Origin of the sequence: Pseudorhizobium flavum (assembly GCF_044142885.1) — a bacterium.
Taxonomy (GTDB): domain Bacteria; phylum Pseudomonadota; class Alphaproteobacteria; order Rhizobiales; family Rhizobiaceae; genus Neorhizobium; species Neorhizobium flavum.
The window spans coordinates 148292-166065 of the sequence record NZ_JBIOKZ010000002.1 but is presented as its reverse complement, the minus strand read 5'-3'; the positions used below and the strand labels follow the sequence as shown (position 1 = coordinate 166065).

General features: G+C 63.1%; 18 protein-coding genes. 8 read left to right on the top strand and 10 right to left on the bottom strand.

From position 1 onward, the window contains the following. Positions 1–22: 22 nt before the first annotated feature. Both ACEPP2_RS04310 and petA read right to left on the bottom strand, forming a co-directional pair. On the bottom strand, positions 23–1318 hold the full coding sequence (locus tag ACEPP2_RS04310; RefSeq protein ID WP_139346133.1) for a cytochrome b: 1296 nt from the start codon (positions 1316–1318) through the stop codon (positions 23–25). Positions 1319–1328: 10 nt separating this feature from the next. Continuing rightward, positions 1329–1907: a ubiquinol-cytochrome c reductase iron-sulfur subunit gene (gene petA / locus ACEPP2_RS04305; protein WP_077546742.1), complete on the bottom strand. Its 579-nt coding sequence runs from the start codon at positions 1905–1907 to the stop codon at positions 1329–1331. A gap of 337 nt (positions 1908–2244) precedes the next feature. On the opposite strand from petA, the gene ACEPP2_RS04300 reads away from it, so the two are divergent. After that, positions 2245–3183 (top strand): endonuclease/exonuclease/phosphatase family protein, encoded by a 939-nt coding sequence (locus ACEPP2_RS04300; RefSeq protein WP_395515890.1) that lies wholly within the window; start codon positions 2245–2247, stop codon positions 3181–3183. Positions 3184–3187: 4 nt separating this feature from the next. Here the strand turns inward: ACEPP2_RS04300 and ACEPP2_RS04295 are convergent, their stop codons facing one another. After that, positions 3188–5050 carry an ABC transporter ATP-binding protein gene (locus tag ACEPP2_RS04295; protein WP_395515889.1) on the bottom strand — a complete coding sequence of 621 codons (1863 nt, stop codon included), beginning with the start codon at positions 5048–5050 and terminating at the stop codon, positions 3188–3190. 123 nt (positions 5051–5173) lie between these two features. After that, positions 5174–7027 carry an ABC transporter ATP-binding protein gene (locus tag ACEPP2_RS04290; RefSeq protein WP_395515888.1) on the bottom strand — a complete coding sequence of 618 codons (1854 nt, stop codon included), beginning with the start codon at positions 7025–7027 and terminating at the stop codon, positions 5174–5176. A 389-nt stretch (positions 7028–7416) separates the two neighbouring features. Between ACEPP2_RS04290 and ACEPP2_RS04285 the strand changes: the two genes are divergently transcribed. Continuing rightward, positions 7417–7878, top strand: a complete 462-nt coding sequence (locus tag ACEPP2_RS04285) for a tRNA (cytidine(34)-2'-O)-methyltransferase (RefSeq protein ID WP_395515887.1) — start codon at positions 7417–7419, stop codon at positions 7876–7878. Between the two features lie 118 nt (positions 7879–7996). Next, positions 7997–9649 (top strand): Na/Pi cotransporter family protein, encoded by a 1653-nt coding sequence (locus tag ACEPP2_RS04280; RefSeq protein WP_052638903.1) that lies wholly within the window; start codon positions 7997–7999, stop codon positions 9647–9649. 17 nt (positions 9650–9666) lie between these two features. Here ACEPP2_RS04280 and ACEPP2_RS04275 read toward each other — a convergent pair whose 3' ends face one another. Beyond that, the gene (locus ACEPP2_RS04275; protein WP_077546746.1) at positions 9667–10902 is read right to left on the bottom strand and encodes an MFS transporter; all 1236 of its coding nucleotides are present in this window, start codon (positions 10900–10902) and stop codon (positions 9667–9669) included. Beyond that, the gene (locus ACEPP2_RS04270) at positions 10902–11471 is read right to left on the bottom strand and encodes an NADPH-dependent FMN reductase (protein ID WP_077546747.1); all 570 of its coding nucleotides are present in this window, start codon (positions 11469–11471) and stop codon (positions 10902–10904) included. Before ACEPP2_RS04270 ends, ACEPP2_RS04275 begins: the two co-directional genes overlap by 1 nt. A gap of 85 nt (positions 11472–11556) precedes the next feature. On the opposite strand from ACEPP2_RS04270, the gene soxR reads away from it, so the two are divergent. After that, entirely contained in the window at positions 11557–12039 is a 483-nt protein-coding gene (gene soxR, locus ACEPP2_RS04265; RefSeq protein WP_077546748.1) for a redox-sensitive transcriptional activator SoxR, read from the top strand. Here the strand turns inward: soxR and ACEPP2_RS04260 are convergent, their stop codons facing one another. Continuing rightward, positions 12040–12294 (bottom strand): hypothetical protein, encoded by a 255-nt coding sequence (locus tag ACEPP2_RS04260; protein WP_077546908.1) that lies wholly within the window; start codon positions 12292–12294, stop codon positions 12040–12042. 148 nt (positions 12295–12442) lie between these two features. On the opposite strand from ACEPP2_RS04260, the gene hemF reads away from it, so the two are divergent. From hemF to ACEPP2_RS04245, 3 genes are all read left to right on the top strand, one after another. Further along, entirely contained in the window at positions 12443–13357 is a 915-nt protein-coding gene (hemF, locus tag ACEPP2_RS04255) for an oxygen-dependent coproporphyrinogen oxidase (protein ID WP_152339771.1), read from the top strand. Between the two features lie 138 nt (positions 13358–13495). Further along, entirely contained in the window at positions 13496–13783 is a 288-nt protein-coding gene (locus ACEPP2_RS04250; RefSeq protein ID WP_077546750.1) for a hypothetical protein, read from the top strand. A 91-nt stretch (positions 13784–13874) separates the two neighbouring features. Next, on the top strand, positions 13875–14060 hold the full coding sequence (locus ACEPP2_RS04245; RefSeq protein WP_052638909.1) for a DUF1059 domain-containing protein: 186 nt from the start codon (positions 13875–13877) through the stop codon (positions 14058–14060). Between the two features lie 8 nt (positions 14061–14068). Here ACEPP2_RS04245 and ACEPP2_RS04240 read toward each other — a convergent pair whose 3' ends face one another. Genes ACEPP2_RS04240 through ACEPP2_RS04230 form a run of 3 tightly spaced genes read right to left on the bottom strand, consistent with a single transcriptional unit; the run spans position 14069 to position 16582 of the window. Then, a complete protein-coding gene (locus ACEPP2_RS04240; RefSeq protein ID WP_395515886.1) occupies positions 14069–15331 on the bottom strand; it encodes a CCA tRNA nucleotidyltransferase in 1263 nt (420 codons plus the stop codon). Continuing rightward, positions 15328–15963 carry a CoA pyrophosphatase gene (locus ACEPP2_RS04235; protein WP_281976768.1) on the bottom strand — a complete coding sequence of 212 codons (636 nt, stop codon included), beginning with the start codon at positions 15961–15963 and terminating at the stop codon, positions 15328–15330. The genes ACEPP2_RS04240 and ACEPP2_RS04235 overlap by 4 nt, the downstream gene beginning before the upstream one ends. Further along, on the bottom strand, positions 15956–16582 hold the full coding sequence (locus tag ACEPP2_RS04230; RefSeq protein WP_152339768.1) for a DUF1285 domain-containing protein: 627 nt from the start codon (positions 16580–16582) through the stop codon (positions 15956–15958). The genes ACEPP2_RS04235 and ACEPP2_RS04230 overlap by 8 nt, the downstream gene beginning before the upstream one ends. A 168-nt stretch (positions 16583–16750) precedes the next feature. Here ACEPP2_RS04230 and ACEPP2_RS04225 point away from each other — a divergent pair, with 168 nt between their 5' ends. After that, positions 16751–17764 (top strand): AAA family ATPase, encoded by a 1014-nt coding sequence (locus ACEPP2_RS04225; protein WP_281976767.1) that lies wholly within the window; start codon positions 16751–16753, stop codon positions 17762–17764. The last annotated feature ends 10 nt before the right edge of the window (positions 17765–17774 follow it).

Genomic DNA, 17774 nt, shown 5'->3' with positions numbered 1-17774 from the left:
TCTTTTTCCCTCTCGGTCTCGGCTATCGGACGCTGGCTTCGGCAGGCGGAAGCTTTTCCATGTCGGACTTGTTCTGCTTCGCGAGAACCGCCTCGGTGATCGAGTTCGGTATGCGGCGAGGCGTCTCGAACAGGCCGAGCAGCGGCATGATCACCAGGAAGAAGCCGAAGTAGTAGAGCGTGCCGAGCTGAGACAGGATGACGTAGACGCCTTCCGCCGGCATGGCGCCAAGCCAGCCGAGGAGAATGCAGTCGGCAACGAAGATCCAGAAGAACAGCTTGTACCACGGACGGTAGACGGCCGAGCGGACCTTCGACGTGTCGAGCCAGGGCAGGAAGAACAGCACGATGATCGAGCCGAACATGACGAGCACGCCGCCGAGCTTGGAGTCGATCGGGCCGACATTGAAGGTGATGGCGCGCAGCATCGCGTAGAATGGCAGGTAGTACCATTCCGGAACGATGTGGGCCGGGGTCTTCAGGGCATCCGCCGGAATGTAGTTGTCCGGGTGGCCGAGATAGTTCGGCATGTAGAAGATGAACCAGGCGAAGACGAGCAGGAAGACCGACACGCCGAGCGCATCCTTGAGCGTCGCATAGGGCGTGAAGGCAACGGTGTCCGTCTTGGTCTTCACCTCAACGCCGGTCGGGTTCGTCTGGCCGGTCACGTGCAGCGCCCAGATGTGCAGGACGACGACGCCGGCAATCATGAACGGCAGCAGGTAGTGCAGCGAGAAGAAGCGGTTCAGCGTCGGCTGGTCGACAGCGAAGCCACCCAGCAGGAACTGCTGGATCCATTCGCCGACCAGCGGGAAGGCGGAGAAGAAGCCGGTGATGACGGTCGCGCCCCAGAAGGACATCTGACCCCAGGGCAGAACGTAGCCCATGAAGCCGGTCGCCATCATCAGGAGATAGATCACAACGCCGAGGATCCATAGGATTTCGCGGGGCGCCTTGTAGGAGCCGTAGTAGAGGCCGCGGGCGATGTGCAGGTAGACGGCGATGAAGAAGAACGACGCGCCGTTTGCATGCATGTAGCGCAGCAGCCAACCGTGGTTGACGTCGCGCATGATCTTCTCGACGGAGTTGAAGGCAACCGTCGTTTCGGCCGCGTAGTGCATGGCCAGAACAACACCCGACAGGATCTGGACGATCAGCATCACCGACAGCATGGCGCCGAAGGTATAGGCATAGTTCAGGTTGCGGGGAACGGGGTAAGAGACGAAGCTGTCATGGATCATGCGCGGCAATGGAAGCCGCGAGTCGATCCATTTCTCGATGCCGGAGGCCGGCTGGTATGTGGAATGACCGCTCATTATCTAGAACCCCTCACCCGATCTGGATCACTGTGTCGGACGTAAACGTGAAAGTCGGCACCGGCAGGTTGGTCGGCGCCGGACCCTTACGGATGCGGCCTGCGGTGTCATAGTGCGAACCGTGGCAGGGACAGAACCAACCGCCGAAATCGCCGGCCTGACCGAGCGGAACGCAACCGAGGTGGGTACAGGAACCGATCATGACGATCCAGTTTTCCTTGCCCTCACCGGCCGAACGAGCCAGGTCGGTCGCTTCCGCGGTCGCATCGATATTGTCGTTTCTTGCGATCGGGTCCTTCAATTCGTCGAGCGCGACGGCATTGGCGGCCTCGATCTCCTGCTCCGTACGGTTACGGATGAAGACAGGCTTGCCGCGCCACTTCACCGTCAGCGACATGCCCGGCTCGACCCCCGAGACGTCAACCTCGATGGAAGCGAGCGCCAGCGTCGAGGCGTCGGGCCGCATCTGGTCGATGAAAGGCCATGCCACTGCCGCCGCTCCGACCGCGCCGGCCATGCCGGTGGTCAGGTAAAGGAAATCACGGCGAGTGGGCTCGCCCAGTGCTTCGCTGTGTGTCTCGTGCTCGCTCACGGCTCAAACATCCTTCTCACGCAATTCGCGAAAACCCGCATTTGCCCCTCAACCGGAGATGTGGAACTGGCCATATTTGGAACACAGATTCCCCGGCAATTCGGCGCCTTCTATGCCTGATCGCAAATTATGTCCAGTCTTGGCAAGTGGATAGGAGCCAGTTTGTCGCGGCCTTTCCGCAAGCTTTTCCGGGGCTGTGACATGAGCGATGCATGCCCTCTTTCCCGGCCTTCCTCTCCCGCTTCGCACGTTAACCTCCGCGCTGGCTTCGCGTTGCGGTGCAGCAACCCGCATGCTAGGCCCGAACGCGCCGGCGCATCAATGGGAACAGGGCGGAATGAGGTATTTTCTGTCGGTCGCAATATGCGTCATCGTGTCGCTCGTGATCCTCATCGCGGCTGCACGCTACGTGGTCGGCATCTGGATCTTCACGGCCATCAGCAGCCTGCAGCTTCACCTTGCCGTCACCTGCACGCTGTCGGCTGTCGCTGCCTTCGTCCTTCACCGTAGCCTGCTTCCCGCGCTGCTGGTTGCAGCCTCGCTGGCGCTTGGGCTGCACGCGCTCTGGATGACCCGGGAGATGGTCCAGCAACCGCTTGCTGGCAACAATGTCGATGCTCCTGCGCTCAGGCTGATGTCCTTCAACATCCTGTCGAAGAACAGGGAGAATGCCGGCGCGATCCGCGACCTGATCCTTGCCTCCGGCGCCGACGTTGTGAACGTCCTTGAGGCGATGCCGCTGCGGGGGGAGCTCGGCGCCCTCTCACAGATCTATCCCTACCGCATCGGTTGTGGCGAGATGACGAAGACCTGCGACCTCATGGTGCTGTCCAAGACACCCTTGACCTCGCCCTCCGTTCACTCGCTCAGCACGATCTTCGAAAACCGGATGATCCTTTCGGATCTGTCATGGCAGGGACGCATGGTTCATCTGGCGGCCATCCATACGACCAAGCCCTATTTCGACGACTTCCAGACCTTGGAGCTCACCAACGCCGCCCGCATGCTGGATCGGCTCGAGGGTCCCCTGCTCGTTGCCGGAGACTTCAACGCCTCCAGCCTGGCGCCGAACATCCGCATGTTCCTGCGCTGGACCGGCCTTCGCACCGCATCCTGGGAGCCTCCCACATGGCCGGACTGGGGAGGATGGTTCGGCGTGCCGATCGATCACGTCTATGTCCGCGAACCGCTGCATATAAGATCGCTGCAGCGGTTGCCGTCATCACTGGGCTCCAACCACTACGGGCTGGTCGCAGACATCGTCCTCGCGCCGTGACCGCCTATTGTGCCGCGTCGGCCGCCAAGAAGCCTCCCGACTGGCGCGCCCACAGATCGGCATAGATGCCGTTCGCGGCAACCAATCGGGCGTGCGTCCCCTGCTCCACGATGCGTCCTTCATCCATCACGATCAGACGGTCGAGTGCCGCGATGGTGGAGAGCCGGTGGGCAATCGCGAGTACGGTCTTGCCCTGCATCAGGCGCTCGAGGTTCGACTGGATGGCAGCCTCCACTTCAGAATCGAGCGCTGACGTCGCCTCGTCGAGCACCAGGATCGGCGCGTTCTTCAACATGACGCGGGCGATGGCGATGCGCTGCCGCTGGCCGCCGGATAGCTTGACGCCCCGCTCACCGACATGGGCATCATAGCCACGGCGGCCGCGCTGGTCCTCCAGCTCGGCGATGAAACCGTCGGCCTCCGCGCGCCGGGCCGCCTCCCGCAACTGCTCCTCGCTCGCATCCGGCCTCCCGAACAGTATGTTGTCGCGGATCGACCGGTGCAGCAGCGATGTGTCCTGCGTCACCATGCCGATCTGCGCCCGCAGCGATTCCTGCGTCACCCGCGAGATATCCTGGCCGTCGATCAGGATGCGGCCCTTCTCGATCTCGTAGAAGCGAAGCAGAAGGTTGACCAGCGTCGACTTCCCAGCGCCTGAGCGCCCGACGATGCCGAGCTTTTCGCCTGGCCGGATGGTGAGGCACAGGTCGTCGAGCACGCTCCTGCCCTTGCCGTAGTGGAAGCTGACGTTCTCGAAGCGGATCTCCGGCGCCCGCACGGTCAGCCTCTCGGCATCCGGCTTATCGAGAAGGCCTATCGGCTGCGAGATGAGTTCGGCCGAGTTCTGGACGGTGCCGAGATTGCGCATCAACCCGTTCAGCTGCGTCATCAACCGGCCGAGCAGGAAGTTCAGCCGCAGCATCAGCGCCATGGTGAAGGCAACCGCACCGGAGCTGATCAGTCCCGCAAGCCACAGGTGGATGCTGAGCGCTCCCATCATCACGATCATCGTGCTGGACAGGAGCGCCATGGAGGCGCGCACACCGGTCAGCAGGCGTGTGAAGCGGATGATGGTGGACTGGAAGCTCTCGAACCCGGAGCGCATGTAGCGGTCGTTCGCTTCGTCGCTGCCGAACAGCCGGAGCGTCTGGATATTGGAGTAGGAATCGACCATTCGCCCGCTGATCATCGACCCGGCCTCCGCCGAAAGCTTGGCGTGCTCGCGGATCCTCGGCACGAAGTACTTCGCCAGGAAGGCGAAGATGGTCAGCCAGACGAGAACCACGGCCGCCATGCGCAGATCCAGCTGCGCTACCAGCACCAGCGTCGACACCGAGTAGATCACCACGAACCACAGGCTCTCCATCAGCGTCGTCAAGACGTCGCCGGTCGCCTGGCCCGCCGACCAGACCTTTGTGACGATCCGGCCGGAAAAGTCGTTCTGGAAGAAGGACAGCGATTGCCGCGACACATGTACATAGGATTGCCAGCGCACCAGGTTGTAGAAGCCGGGCGTGATGATCTGCTGGTCGACGAGTGCCGTCAGCGAGGCGATTGCAAAGCGCCCGAAGCCGATAACCAAGGCCATCAGTAGCAGCTCGTTGCCGTGCGCTTCCATCAAGCCCGCCCATCCGGCACCTCGATCCACGGTGGCCAGGATGTCGACGACGCGACCGACGAACCAGAACATCGCTGCCTCGACACCGGCGGCAGCCCCGCCGAGCACCAGCATCGCCAGGAACGGCAGCTTTGCCTGACGCACATAGAACCAGATGAAGGCCGCGAGACCGGCAGGTGGATTGAGGTCGTCCCGCTGCTCGAAGGGCCTAATCCAGTTCTCGAAATAGCGGACGACGGATCTGATCATTGGCAGGATATAGGCGCTTCCGGTTACGGGGCAAAACCCTCACTGCAAGAATTGAACCACCACAGGTGAGCCGCGCCCATGCGCGGCTCACAGGTATCTGACGGTGTGGAAGACGGACCGGCTCTATTCCGCCGCCGCCTCCTCCAGGTCATGGTTGCCGAGGAAGCCGCCGGACTGGCGGCTCCAGAGATCGGCATAGATGCCGTCCGAGGCAGCGAGCTCCTGGTGCGTCCCGGTCTCCACGATCCGCCCCTTGTCGAGCACAATCAGCCGGTCCATCTCCGTCAGCGTCGATAGCCGGTGGGCGATCGCGATCACCGTCTTTCCCTGCATGAGCGCGAAGAGGTTCTCCTGGATCGCTGCTTCGACTTCAGAGTCCAGGGCCGATGTCGCCTCGTCGAGCACCAGGATCGGCGCATCCTTGAGGAAGACGCGGGCGATTGCGATCCGCTGACGCTGGCCGCCGGAGAGCTTCACGCCGCGCTCGCCCACATGGGCATCGAGGCCAGTCCGGCGCTGCATGTCCGAGAGGCCCTGGATGAACTCCCAAGCATTGGCTCGCCTCGCCGCCTCGATAATCTCCGCATCGCTGGCCTCCGGCTTGCCGTAGGCGATGTTGTCTCGGATGGAGCGGTGCAGCAGCGAAGTGTCCTGCGTCACAACGCCGATCAGCGAGCGCAGGCTCTCCTGCGAGACCTGCGCGATGTCCTGCCCATCTATCGTGATCCGGCCCGCCTCCAGGTCGTAGAAGCGCAGCAGCAGGTTCATCAGCGTCGTCTTGCCGGCACCCGAACGTCCGACCAGTCCGACCTTCTCGCCCGCTGCGATATCGAGCGTCAGGTCCTCAATCACGCCCTTCTTCTTGCCGTAGTGGAAGCGGACGTTCTCGTAGCGGATATGGCCCTTCTTCGCCTGCAGCTGCGGTGCGCCCTTCTTGTCCGTTACCTCGTGCGGCTTCGTCATCATCGACATGCCGTCATAGACCGTGCCGATCGCTTCGAAGAGGGCCGAGACCTCCCACATGATCCACTGCGACATGCCATTGATGCGCATGGCAAGGCCGATGGCCACCGCGACGGAGCCCACGGACACCTCGCCCGTCAGCCAAAAGGCGATGCTCGCAGCGGCCACGGCGAAGATCGTCACCGCATTGTTGACGTCGACACAGATGTTGAGGAGCGAGATCTGACGCATCTGCCGGTGAACGGTGCCGAGGAACTCGTCCATCCCCTCCCGTGCATAGGTCTCCTCGCGGCCCGCATGCGAGAACAGCTTGACCGTACCGATATTGGTATAGCTGTCGACGATACGGCCCGTCATCATCGAGCGCGCATCGGCCTGCTCGCTCGAGAGCTTCCGAAGCTTCGGGATGAAGTGCCAGAGGATCAGGCTGTAGAACACGAACCACAGGACGAGAGGCACCACCAGCCGCCAGTCCACCACGATCACCAGCGCCAGCATGGAGACGAAGAAGCTGATCGCGTAGACGAAGACGTCGATGATCTTCATCACCGTCTCGCGGATGGCGAGCGAGGTCTGCATGACCTTGGTCGAGACGCGGCCCGCGAACTCGTTGGCGAAGAAGGTCATCGAGTGGCGCAGGAGGAAGCGATGCATCTGCCAGCGGGCAATCATTGGGAAGTTGCCCGCCAGAACCTGGTGCATCGTCATCGTGTGGATGGCGCCGGCAAGCGGCAGAACGACAAGCAGCACCACGCCCATCCAGAACAGACGGCCACTCTCCTGCTCAAGGAAGGTCGCGCGGTCGGCGTTCGACAGCCAGTCGATGATGTTGCCGAGGAACTGGTAAAGGAAGACCTCGGCGATGGCGATGACCATCGAGCAGATGCCGAGCAGCAGGAGCCAGGGCGCGGTGGGTTTCGTGTAGTGCCAGCAGAAGGGAAGCAGTCCCTTTGGCGGAAGACCCGGCGGATCCTGGGGATAGGGGTCGACGCGACGCTCGAACCACGAAAACATCGTCATTCTCCAGAAACGATAGGCCCGGACCGAGCTTCGCCCGTTCTGAGACGGGTAGCCGGATGGGCAGAAAATAAAAGACGAGGCCACAACCGGCCGCGAGACAAATCAGGAAAGAAATGGAATGCGGAAGACCGCGATACGCCTATGCCAGAAGGCAGGCCGCCCGTGGCAGAAGGCGGGAATTCACGGCAATATCCATGGGGGCCTCCTGGGGCTGGCGTTGAAGACGAAGGTCTTGTAGCTCCGTTCACCGGAATTTGGAAGGGCCAATCGTCGCATCCCTCGGCGCACACGCTGCCGATGCTTGTCTGTTGAGGCCCGGGCACAACGCCTGAGCCCACCTCACCGGCTTTGACTGCCAAGGCCGGATCGCCTAAGGGCAGATCATGCCGGATCTTCACATCGCCCTCTACCAGCCTGATATTCCGGGCAATACCGGAACCATACTGCGCCTTGCCGCCTGCCTCGGACTGAAGGTCCACATCATCGAGCCGGCCGGCTTTGATATCTCCGACCGCAATCTCAAGCGGGCCGGCATGGACTATCTGGCCAGCGCCTCCTTGACCCGCCACGTCACCTGGCAGGCGTTCCAGGACTGGCGGCAATCCTCCGGTCGCAGGCTGGTCCTGGCTTCCACAAAGGCCGCCCTGCCCTATGTTAGCTTCGAGTTTCGTCCGAGCGACGTGCTGCTCTTCGGCCGTGAGAGCGCTGGGGTCCCGGACAATGTCCATGGGGCCGCGGATGCGCGCATCCTGATCCCGATGGTCGAGGGGCAGAGGTCGATCAATGTCGCCCTGTCGGCGGCCATGATCGCCGGAGAGGCGCTTAGTCAGACCGTCTGGGCCTGAGGACGGAACTGCACGGAAAACTGTCGCAAGGGACATCTTCCTTAACCACTCTTCCGGCATATTTTCTTTAGCCGGCAAGAGAACTACCTTGTCCTGCAGGGGCATTTCGGAATTCGGCATGGAATCGACGATCGTCATCATCAATCTCTTCGGCGCAGTGGCCCTGCTGCTCTTTGGCCTTGCCCAGGTGAAGGATGGCGTCACCCGTGCCTTCGGCACGCGGCTCCGCACAGGTCTCGCCACCGGAACGCAGAGTGGCCTCCGCTCTTTCGTGTCGGGTTTTGTCGCAACCGTGGCTCTGCAAAGTTCGACCGCCACGGCATTGACCGTTGCCTCCTTTGTCGAACGTGACCTGATCCGCGCGCGAATGGCGCAGATCGTCCTGCTCGGCGCCAATGTCGGAACGGCCGTCACGGCCTGGATCGTCGCTACCGGTATCGAGTGGCTGTCGCCGTTGCTGATCCTTGTCGGCCTCGTCGTCCACCGCGGCGGCTCAACCGCCCGCAAGGGCGGCGGCACGGCGCTGATCGGCATCGGCCTCATGCTCCTGTCGCTCCACCTCCTGTCCATGGCGACCGAACCGATGCGGGAATCGCCCGCACTCTCGGCCTTCATCCGGCTCCTCGATGGCGCATGGCCCGTCGCGCTGGCCCTGACGGCGTTGCTCGCCGTCGTCTCCTCCTCCAGCCTCGCGGTCGTCGTCCTCGTCCTGTCGCTCGCTTCCACCGGGACCCTGTCCACGGAACTCATCATCGTATTGATCCTCGGCGCCAATCTCGGCGGCGCCATTCCGCCGGTGCTTGCAACATTTTCGGGACCGGCCTCCGCCCGCCGCATCACCACCGGCAATCTCGTGGTCCGGGCCATCGGCTGCCTGATCACCCTCCCGCTGGTCGCCTTTGCCGCCGAACTGCTTGAAACGCTGCCGCTCAATCCGGCAAAGCTGCCGGTCGACGCCCATCTCGCCTTCAACATCGCACTGGCACTTCTTGCATGGCCCTTCTCAGGCCTTCTCTCTGACTTGATGAAGCGCCTCATTCCGACCGCCGAAGACCCGGATACCGGACCGAAGTTCCTCGACGCGCAGGCACTGTCCACTCCCGTCGTCGCTCTCGCGAACGCCACCCGCGAGGTCCTTCGCGTCGGCGATCTCATCGAACGCATGCTGGTCCGCGTGGAAAATGCGTTCCGGCACAACGACCTCGCGCCGCTTGCCGAGATCGAGGCGATGGAGAAGCGGGTCGACAACCTCCAGCAGGAGGTCAAGATCTACCTCTCGAAGCTCGGCCGCGAGGGCCTCGAAGGCGAGAACCTGCGCCGGTCTCTCGCGGTGATGGACTATGCCATCAATCTGGAACATACGGGCGACATCATCGAGAAGGGCCTGGGCGAGCAGGTCCGCAAGAAGATATCGGGCAGCCTCAAGTTCTCCGAGGACGGCTACCAGGAGCTGAAGAACCTCTTCGACCTCACGATCGAGAACCTGCGCATCGCCCAGACCATCTTCGTGACCGGAGACTTCAACCTCGCCCTGCGCCTGATGGAGATGAAGGTCGACGTGCGAAAGGCTGAGAAGCTGTCGGCGGAGCGGCACCTCGAGAGGCTTCGCGATGGCCGACTGGAAAGCCTGCAGACGAGTTCCCTGCATCTGGACATCCTCCGCGACCTTAAGCGTATCAACGCCCATATCGTATCGGTCGCCCATCCGATCCTCGACGACAGCGGGCTCCTTCGCGAGAGCCGCCTGCGCCAGGCAGAACCCGGCGCCTGATCGTCTTCCGCCTCTCGTCATGACTGGTCTCCCGGTCGCACATGCGCCAGGACCGGCATACCAACCCGCACGGCGAGCGACCCGAAGGCGACGGCGAGAGCCGCAAGTCCCGCCAGTCCCCATGCCGCGGAGAATCCCGCCGCCCCGATCACCGGCTGCGAGATGAGCGGCGACACGAACTGGCCTAGGAAGATGCTGGAGACCAGCAGGCCCGAGATCCGCCCCCTGATCTGTGGCGGCGCAAGCAGCATCACTGCGCCGGCGAAGTTCGGCATCACGGTTCCCATGCCGATGCCCGAGATCGCCAGCGCCATCAGCACCCCAGGATAGCTATCTGCGAACGAAAGCAGCACGAACGCAGATCCGATTGATCCGAAGGCCAGTGCAAACACACCCATCACTCCCAGTCGCTGCCGCACCCTTGCGAACAGAAGGGCGCTGACGACGCCGACCCCCTGCCCGAGACCAATCGCTCCGCCGGCCAGGCTCGGCGATGAGATTCCCATGGACTTCAGGAAGAACGGCAGCTGCGTCGGGATCATGTAGAAGACGACCATGTTGAAGATCGCGCCGACCAGCAGCAATCCGAGAAGGATCGTCGTTCGCCGGTCGAGCGGCCGCGCCTCCAGCGTCCTCTGTGCCGCCGAAGCGCGTGCTGGCTCGGTGAGGAAGAACAGCGCGGCCGGAAGAAGCAGGAAGGCCAGCGCATAGACCAGGAACGGCATGCGCCAGTGGATTTCGGCGAGCAACCCGCCGCCCGTCAGGAATAGAGTCCCGCCCAGGCCCACGAACGCCTGCTGCAGGCCCATGTAGCGATCGCGGGCGGCACCCGTGAAATAATCGCCGACAAGCGCCGTTACCGAGGTCATGATGCCGCCGACGGCAATGCCCAGCACCGCACGCCCGATCAACAGGCCGGGCAATGTCTCCGCAAACAGTCCCGACGACCCCGCAAGCCCGAAGGTTGCCAGCGCGAGGATCAGCAGAGGCTTGCGCCCGAACTGGTCGATCAGGAAGCCGGCGACGGGCGAAAACCCGGCGATGAAGATCGCCGACAGCGTCAGGACGAAACGGCTCAGCAGTTCGACATTCGGCGTGTCCTGGAAATTGGCCTCGATGCTTGGCAGCGACGCGGCAATCGCCGCGCCGGACATGATCGTCAGCGAACTGACGGCCAACATGGTTGCGTTTCGGGCGCGGTGCGTCTCCCGGGCCAGGACAGGTCCGGCAGACGGAAGGGAGCGGAAGGCCATCACGCCACCTCCCTGAAGACGACCGTATCGCGGCCGTGTTTCAAGGTCGTCATCCACCAGTCCAATTGCACGACGAGCGCGCGAAGACGTCGCAGCACATCCTCGGGCGCACGGGGATTTCCCTCGGCATCGAACTGCTCCCAGGCATTGGCGAAGCTGACCGTCTCGCGGGTTGTTGCAGCACCAACCTCGGCGAACACTTGTCTCAACTGCTCGACCGCCCGCAAGCCGCCCGACACACCGCCATAGCTCACGAAGGCCACGGGCTTCGCCGACCAGGGCTTCTGGTAGCAATCGATGAGCTCCTTCAGCGCTGCGGGATAGCCGTGATTGTATTCCGGCGTCACGACGAGGAAACCGTCCGCGCGGGCAAGATCACGACCGATCCGCCGCTCCACCTCGGTCCGCGCCATTGAAGATCCGGCATTCAGATGCGCAGGATCCACAGTCAGGATATCGGCTTCAATCATATCCGGCAGGTGCCGAAGCAGCCAGTCTGCGACGGTCTCGCAGAAGCGGCCGTCGCGCGCGCTGCCATAGATGAGGGCGAGCGTAAGTCTTGGCTTCATGGGGTTGCTCCCTGGTTTGCGTTCAAGAGAGCACCTGCTATAAAACCTCAACCATAGTTGAGGTCAACAGCGGCAATTGAGAAAAATGAGCGAGACGATTCACGAAGGTATCCGGCGGGAGCTGTCGGTCGGAGAAATTGCCCGGCGCAGCGGCGTTGCGGTCTCGACGCTGCACTTCTACGAGACAAAGGGGCTGATCGAGAGCTATCGGAACAGGGGCAACCAGCGTCGCTACCGGCGCTCCGTGTTAAGGCGTGTCGCCGTCATCAAGGTCGCACAGAAGACCGGCATTCCATTGGCGGAGATCCGCGACGCCCTCTCCGTCCTGCCGCACGACCGCCCGGTCACGGCCGAGGACTGGCGCAGACTGTCGGAGACCTGGAAGCAGAAACTGGATGAACGGATTTCCAGCCTGACGGCGCTACGCGACCATCTCACCGGCTGCATCGGCTGCGGCTGCCTTTCGATGACCGACTGTCCCCTGCGCAATCCGTACGACGTGATGGGTGACAAGGGGCCAGGGCCGGTCATTCTAGAAGAAGAAGCCGGAAGGGAGTTTGCCGGATAATCAGTCCGCGCTTGGCAGCCGGCGCATGGTGAACTCGATCCGGTCACCGTCGAGTTGGCGCCAGCTCTCGACCTCGGTCCAGTAGGCCGCCTTCGGAAACTCGTCGAACCACTCCCGCGCCTTCTGTCGGGCTTCGTCGCGAGAAAGGCAGAAGGTTTCCCGCACGAACATCGACGAACGCCCGGCCTTTTCCTGGCGGTGCCGGTCGATCCTTCTCTTCAGGCCGTCGAGCGGCGGTGGCGTGAACTTCGCCATGCGGTCTACCTCTCTGGGCTGAAGATAATGCGGCATTGCGCGCTTTGCGAGTCGGAAAACATCGGCCAGACGCCATCGGATTGGCTGCATTGAGCCGTTGCTGCTAAGGGAATTGCCAGACAAAGAATCGCCGAGCGGGAAGAAGCACATGGAACGTCCAGTTTTGCCGAAAGGTCTGCCGGAGGACATCGAAGAGAAGAAGGCGACGGCGCGCGCATGGTTCGAAAGCCTGCGTGACACGATCTGTGCCTCCTTCGAGGCGCTGGAGGACAAGCTGGAAGGTCCCCTGTCCGACCAGCCGGCGGGACGCTTCGTTGCGAAGGACTGGCAGCGGGAGGAGGGCCTCGGCGGCGGCGGCCGCATGTCGATGATGGAGGGTCGTGTCTTCGAGAAGGTGGGCGTCCATACCTCCACCGTGCACGGCGAATTCTCTCCCGACTTTCGCGCGCAGATGCCCGGTGCGGATGAAGACCCCCGCTTCTGGGCGTCGGGCATCTCCCTGATCGCGCACCCGGTCAATCCCAATGTCCCCGCGGTCCACATGAACACCCGCATGGTGGTGACCACCAGCCAGTGGTTCGGGGGCGGTGCCGATCTCACACCCGTCCTCGACCGGCGGCGGGTGCAGACCGATCCGGACGCGGCCCTCTTTCACCGCGCCATGGAGATCACCTGCCGGCGCCACGAGGCGGTCGCCGACTACGAGCGCTACAAGCAGTGGTGTGACGAGTACTTTTTCCTGAAGCACCGCAACGAGCCGCGCGGGATCGGCGGCATCTTCTTCGACTGGCTGCATTCCGGCAAGGAAAAGGGCGGTTGGGAGGCTGACTTCTCCTTTGTCCAGGATGTCGGCCGGGCCTTCGCCCTCGTTTATCCGAAGATCGTCGAAGCAAATTTCAACCAGGCCTGGACGGAGGCGGACCGGGACGAACAGTTGGTCCGTCGCGGTCGCTATGTCGAGTTCAACCTCCTCTATGACCGCGGCACGATCTTCGGTCTGAAGACCGGCGGCAACGTGGAGTCGATCCTCTCGTCCCTGCCCCCGGTCGTGCGCTGGCCCTGAGGGGACGGATGACCGAAGGCTTCGCATCGTGCGGCCGTCGGTACGCTCACGCAATATGTCGCATTGCTAACATTTGACATGTTCAGGCAATATCTTTGATGCTAGTCTTCTCCTTGGTTGCACCGGAGGAGGAACGCGATGATTGCGTCGAATAGCATGCCTGTGCCGCAGAGGACCCCGACCGAAAGGACTTCGGAAAGGGCACGTCTCCTGGATACCCCCGACATGATCGAGCATCTCGCTGACGAACTTCGTTCGCGCAGCGACCCGTGCCTGCCCAAGGAGTATTATCTCGAGCAGGTAAGGCGGCAGTTGGCCGGCCGTACAGGCCTCACCAACGCGGCGGCCAGGGAGCAGATCTTCGGGCGGCGGCACATGCCGTTGCAGTCGGCTTCCGTTTTCCATGCCTGGGCGCTACGCGATTAGGTGAAAGGGAACGCCTGCCGATCTCTCTAGTTACGCTAGGGCGACGAGGTATCCTCGGATAGTTTTCGTCGCCCATCACAAGGAGGACGCAATGAGACTTTTCGAATGCGGAACCCTCGTTCCCGGATGCTCCTGGCACACCCGCGCCAATGAAGATGCGGAAATCGTCCGACGCGCAGTCGAGCACCTGCGCATCGCCCATGGCGAAGAGATCATCCGCGAGAACATGGTCGAGAACATCAAGGCACGGATCCGCGACGAAGCGGCCGCAGCCTGACGTCGGCCTCAGCCCGTATCCTTGACCATCTGCTCCAGCCGGGCAGTCAGTTCTGCCCGGCCAAGCGTGAAGTTGCGCTCCAGCCAGAGCGTCTCGAGCGCCGCCAGAACCTCGCCGACACGCTTGCCGGCGGGAACGCCGGCGGCAAGCACGTCACTCCCTGACAACGGAAAGCTGGGCCGTTCGTACGCGTCGCAGCGAGCAGAGAGGGCGCTCAGTCTTGCAGTCTTGCGCATGGCCATCGGGTCGCCTCGGCCGGATGCGCGTGAGCTGGCGAGCGCAAGCCTCAGCCGCATGCGCACCCCTTCCCGACCATAGCGGTAGAGCAGACGATCAAAACCCACATCCGTCACCTCGTCAGGAAGAACAGGCGTTGTTGACCATGCCTGCAGTCTTGCAGCCTCCGCATTCGACATGCGCAGCCGCTTCGCCATCGCTTCCATGCGCTCGGGATCGTCGGGCACGATTGCAGCGAGACGCAGCACGGGATCGGGCTCCCACCTCATCGCCTGCTCGGTGGCCACGAGCCCGTGCACCGCATCGATGCCCCATTTCTCGGTTTCCGGCAGGATCTCGGTGAGGACCCCCGTCTGGCGCATCCAGAGGAGGGCGCGCGACGGATCGGGAGCGGCAAGCAGCTTCTTCGTCTCGCTCCAGATGCGCTCGGCCGACAGGGTGCCCAATTTGTCCTTCGCTCTCGCGGAGGCCCTCAGCCCGTCTGCATCGGGGCGCCCATCGCCATAATAGGCAAAGAACCGGAAGAAGCGCAGGACACGCAGATAGTCCTCGGCAATCCGTGCCGCCGCATTGCCTATGAAGCGGACATTGCGCGCTTCGATGTCCGCAAGGCCGCCGACGAGGTCGATCACCTCACCCGTTGCATCCGCGTAGAGAGCATTGATCGTCAGGTCCCGCCGTTCGGCATCCACGGTCCAGTCGGTACCATAGGCCACCTGCGCGCGGCGCCCGTCCGTTTCCACGTCGCGGCGGAGCGTCGTCACCTCGAAGCCCTGCCCGTCCAGCACGAGCGTCACCGTCCCGTGGTCGATCCCGGTCGGAACGGCCTTGATGCCCGCCGTCTTGGCACGCTCGACGACCTCCTCGGGCCGAAGCGTCGTCGCAACGTCGATATCCCCTACCGGCATGCCCATCAGCGCATTTCGGACAGCACCGCCCACCACACGCGCTTCGCCGCCTTCGGCGTTCAGCACGTCCATGATGCGTCGCAATGCGGGGTCACGGAACCAGGCCTCTCCGGCAACCGATGTCATGCGTAAAGCCTTTCGTAGAGCGTGCGGACAATGCTCGCGGTAATGCCCCAGATATTGCGGTCTCCATAGGGCAGTTCGTAGAAATGCCGCTCCCGACCATCCCAGATGCGGCTGCCGCGGCGATAGTTGTCAGGGTCCATCAGGAAGGACAGCGGCACCTCGAAGACCTCGTCCACCTCGTGCGGGTTGAGCTTCAGATGGAAGCCTCGGCGCACCACTGAAAGCACTGGCGTGATCCGGAACCCGCTCGGCGCAAGATAGATCGGCAGTCGCCCGACCGGTTCGACGAACATAGGCGACAGCCCGATCTCCTCTTCCGCCTCCCGTACCGCCGCTGTTTCCGGCGAAGCATCCTCGGGATCGATTGCCCCGCCCGGAAAGGCAATCTGGCCGGAATGCTTGCGAAGGGTGGCGGTCCGCTGCGTGAAAATCACCTTGGCCTCCTCGCCATCGTCGACGACCGGCACGAGAACGGCGGCATCCTTCAGATGCAGGCCTTCGATCACCGGCAGGAGGTCGGGATTGAGCAGATGGTCGCCATGATCGCGCCAGGCATGCTCAATCGGGCCGCCGTTCTGGTTCAAGGCCCGCGCCTTGAAACCAGCCGCCGAATAAAGCGGAGCATCAGTCATGCGACAGGGTTTCCAGTTCGGAGGCGGGCATGACCGGGAAGACTTCTCCCGCCGACCGGATCGCGAACATCGGCACGCCGTCGATGTCGACGGTCTCACCGAGTTCGACTAGATCATACATGACCGGCCGCGACACCAGCGCCTCCAGCCGTCCCCGTACGAGAAGATAGGGCTTCAACTCGCTGTTCTCGCCCTCGATGACGAAGCGGATGGGGTGCTCGGCGCTGGCTTCCACCACATCGCCGACATTCGTCCGGAACGTCAGCACCTGTTTGCCGTCCCGGATCGACCGGCTCATCTCCACGGCGAGGAATGGCGCGTCCTCGACGCGGATTCCCACCTTCTCCACCGGTGTAACCAGATAGGTCTTGCCGTCCTCGTCCTTGCGGAGCACCGTCGAGAACAGCCGGACCAGCGGCTGGCGACCGATCGGTGTGCCCATGTAGAACCAGGTGCCGTCGGCGCGGATCTCCATGTCGAGGTCGCCGCAGAAGGGCGGATTCCACTTGTCGACCGGGGGGAGACTTGGCTTTCCGCCTGCCTTCTGGTCAGCAGCCCGGGAGATCAGGGCGGCCAGTCCGGCGGCGTCAGTCGCTGTCTGAATGGTTTCGCCTGCCATCTTTCAGTCCCGGTTCCACTCTAAGCAAACTCTGTCACGAGATAGTCATTCGAGGCGTTCTTGTCAGCCGCTTATGCGGTAATAAGTTGTTCGATAGGAAGTGGTTGCCCCAGCGCAACGATTCGTCCGCCGCCACGGATTATCCGGTAGGGCCTCAAGGAGAGCGACATGGGTCTGATGAATTCCACCGAGACTGTTGCGGACGAAAAGGCCGTGATCGCGGCCGCCGAACAGGCACTGGCCGACATAGCAGCGGTTCGCAGCGAGGTCGCCAAGGTCATCTTCGGCCAGGAACGCGTGGTGGAGAATACCCTGCTTGCGCTCCTCTCCGGCGGCCATGCCCTGCTTGTCGGCGTCCCCGGCCTCGCCAAGACCAAGCTGGTCACGACGCTCGGCTCCGTTCTCGGGCTCGACTCCAGCCGCATCCAGTTCACGCCCGACCTGATGCCCTCCGACATTCTCGGATCGGAAGTGATGGATCAGGATGATACCGGCCGCCGCTCCTTCCGCTTCGTGAAAGGTCCGGTTTTTGCGCAGTTGCTGATGGCGGACGAGATCAACCGCGCCTCGCCCCGCACCCAGTCCGCCCTGCTGCAATCCATGCAGGAATACCACATCACCGTCGCCGGCCAGCGCTATGACCTTCCCTCGCCCTTCCACGTGCTCGCGACGCAGAATCCGCTGGAGCAGGAAGGCACCTATCCCCTGCCGGAAGCCCAGCTCGACCGCTTTCTCCTGCAGGTCGACGTGCTCTACCCGGAACTCGCCGCCGAACGCCAGATCCTGCTCGAAACCACCAGCTCCGCGGAAGCAAAGGCGCGAGGCGTCATCGACGCTGCACGTCTCCAGGAGATCCAGTCGCTGATCCGCCAGATGCCGGTCAGCGACAAGGTGGTGGACGCCATCCTGCAACTCGTCCGCTCCGCGCGTCCTGGCCATGGCAACGCCACGACCGACAAGAACGTCGCCTGGGGACCCGGCCCTCGCGCCGGTCAGTCGCTGATGCTCACCGCCCGCGCCCGCGCCCTCTACCAGGGGCGGCTCGCCCCATCGCTGGATGACGTCTATGCGCTGGCCGAACCTGTCCTCCAGCACCGGATGGCGCTGACCTTTGCGGCACGCGCCGAAGGCATGTCCGTCCGCGACGTGATCGCCGGCCTCGTCAGGCAGGCGCGCGGCTGAACCTGCGTCC

Coding starts and splice junctions, on each gene's coding strand:
- ACEPP2_RS04300 (WP_395515890.1), top strand. CDS start 2,245: ATGAGGTATTTTCTGTCGGTCGCAATATGCGTCATCGTGTCGCTCGTG.
- ACEPP2_RS04295 (WP_395515889.1), bottom strand. CDS start 5,050: ATGATCAGATCCGTCGTCCGCTATTTCGAGAACTGGATTAGGCCCTTC.
- ACEPP2_RS04290 (WP_395515888.1), bottom strand. CDS start 7,027: ATGTTTTCGTGGTTCGAGCGTCGCGTCGACCCCTATCCCCAGGATCCG.
- ACEPP2_RS04285 (WP_395515887.1), top strand. CDS start 7,417: ATGCCGGATCTTCACATCGCCCTCTACCAGCCTGATATTCCGGGCAAT.
- ACEPP2_RS04280 (WP_052638903.1), top strand. CDS start 7,997: ATGGAATCGACGATCGTCATCATCAATCTCTTCGGCGCAGTGGCCCTG.
- ACEPP2_RS04275 (WP_077546746.1), bottom strand. CDS start 10,902: ATGGCCTTCCGCTCCCTTCCGTCTGCCGGACCTGTCCTGGCCCGGGAG.
- ACEPP2_RS04270 (WP_077546747.1), bottom strand. CDS start 11,471: ATGAAGCCAAGACTTACGCTCGCCCTCATCTATGGCAGCGCGCGCGAC.
- soxR (WP_077546748.1), top strand. CDS start 11,557: ATGAGCGAGACGATTCACGAAGGTATCCGGCGGGAGCTGTCGGTCGGA.
- ACEPP2_RS04260 (WP_077546908.1), bottom strand. CDS start 12,294: ATGGCGAAGTTCACGCCACCGCCGCTCGACGGCCTGAAGAGAAGGATC.
- hemF (WP_152339771.1), top strand. CDS start 12,443: ATGGAACGTCCAGTTTTGCCGAAAGGTCTGCCGGAGGACATCGAAGAG.
- ACEPP2_RS04250 (WP_077546750.1), top strand. CDS start 13,496: ATGATTGCGTCGAATAGCATGCCTGTGCCGCAGAGGACCCCGACCGAA.
- ACEPP2_RS04245 (WP_052638909.1), top strand. CDS start 13,875: ATGAGACTTTTCGAATGCGGAACCCTCGTTCCCGGATGCTCCTGGCAC.
- ACEPP2_RS04240 (WP_395515886.1), bottom strand. CDS start 15,331: ATGACATCGGTTGCCGGAGAGGCCTGGTTCCGTGACCCCGCATTGCGA.
- ACEPP2_RS04235 (WP_281976768.1), bottom strand. CDS start 15,963: ATGACTGATGCTCCGCTTTATTCGGCGGCTGGTTTCAAGGCGCGGGCC.
- ACEPP2_RS04230 (WP_152339768.1), bottom strand. CDS start 16,582: ATGGCAGGCGAAACCATTCAGACAGCGACTGACGCCGCCGGACTGGCC.
- ACEPP2_RS04225 (WP_281976767.1), top strand. CDS start 16,751: ATGGGTCTGATGAATTCCACCGAGACTGTTGCGGACGAAAAGGCCGTG.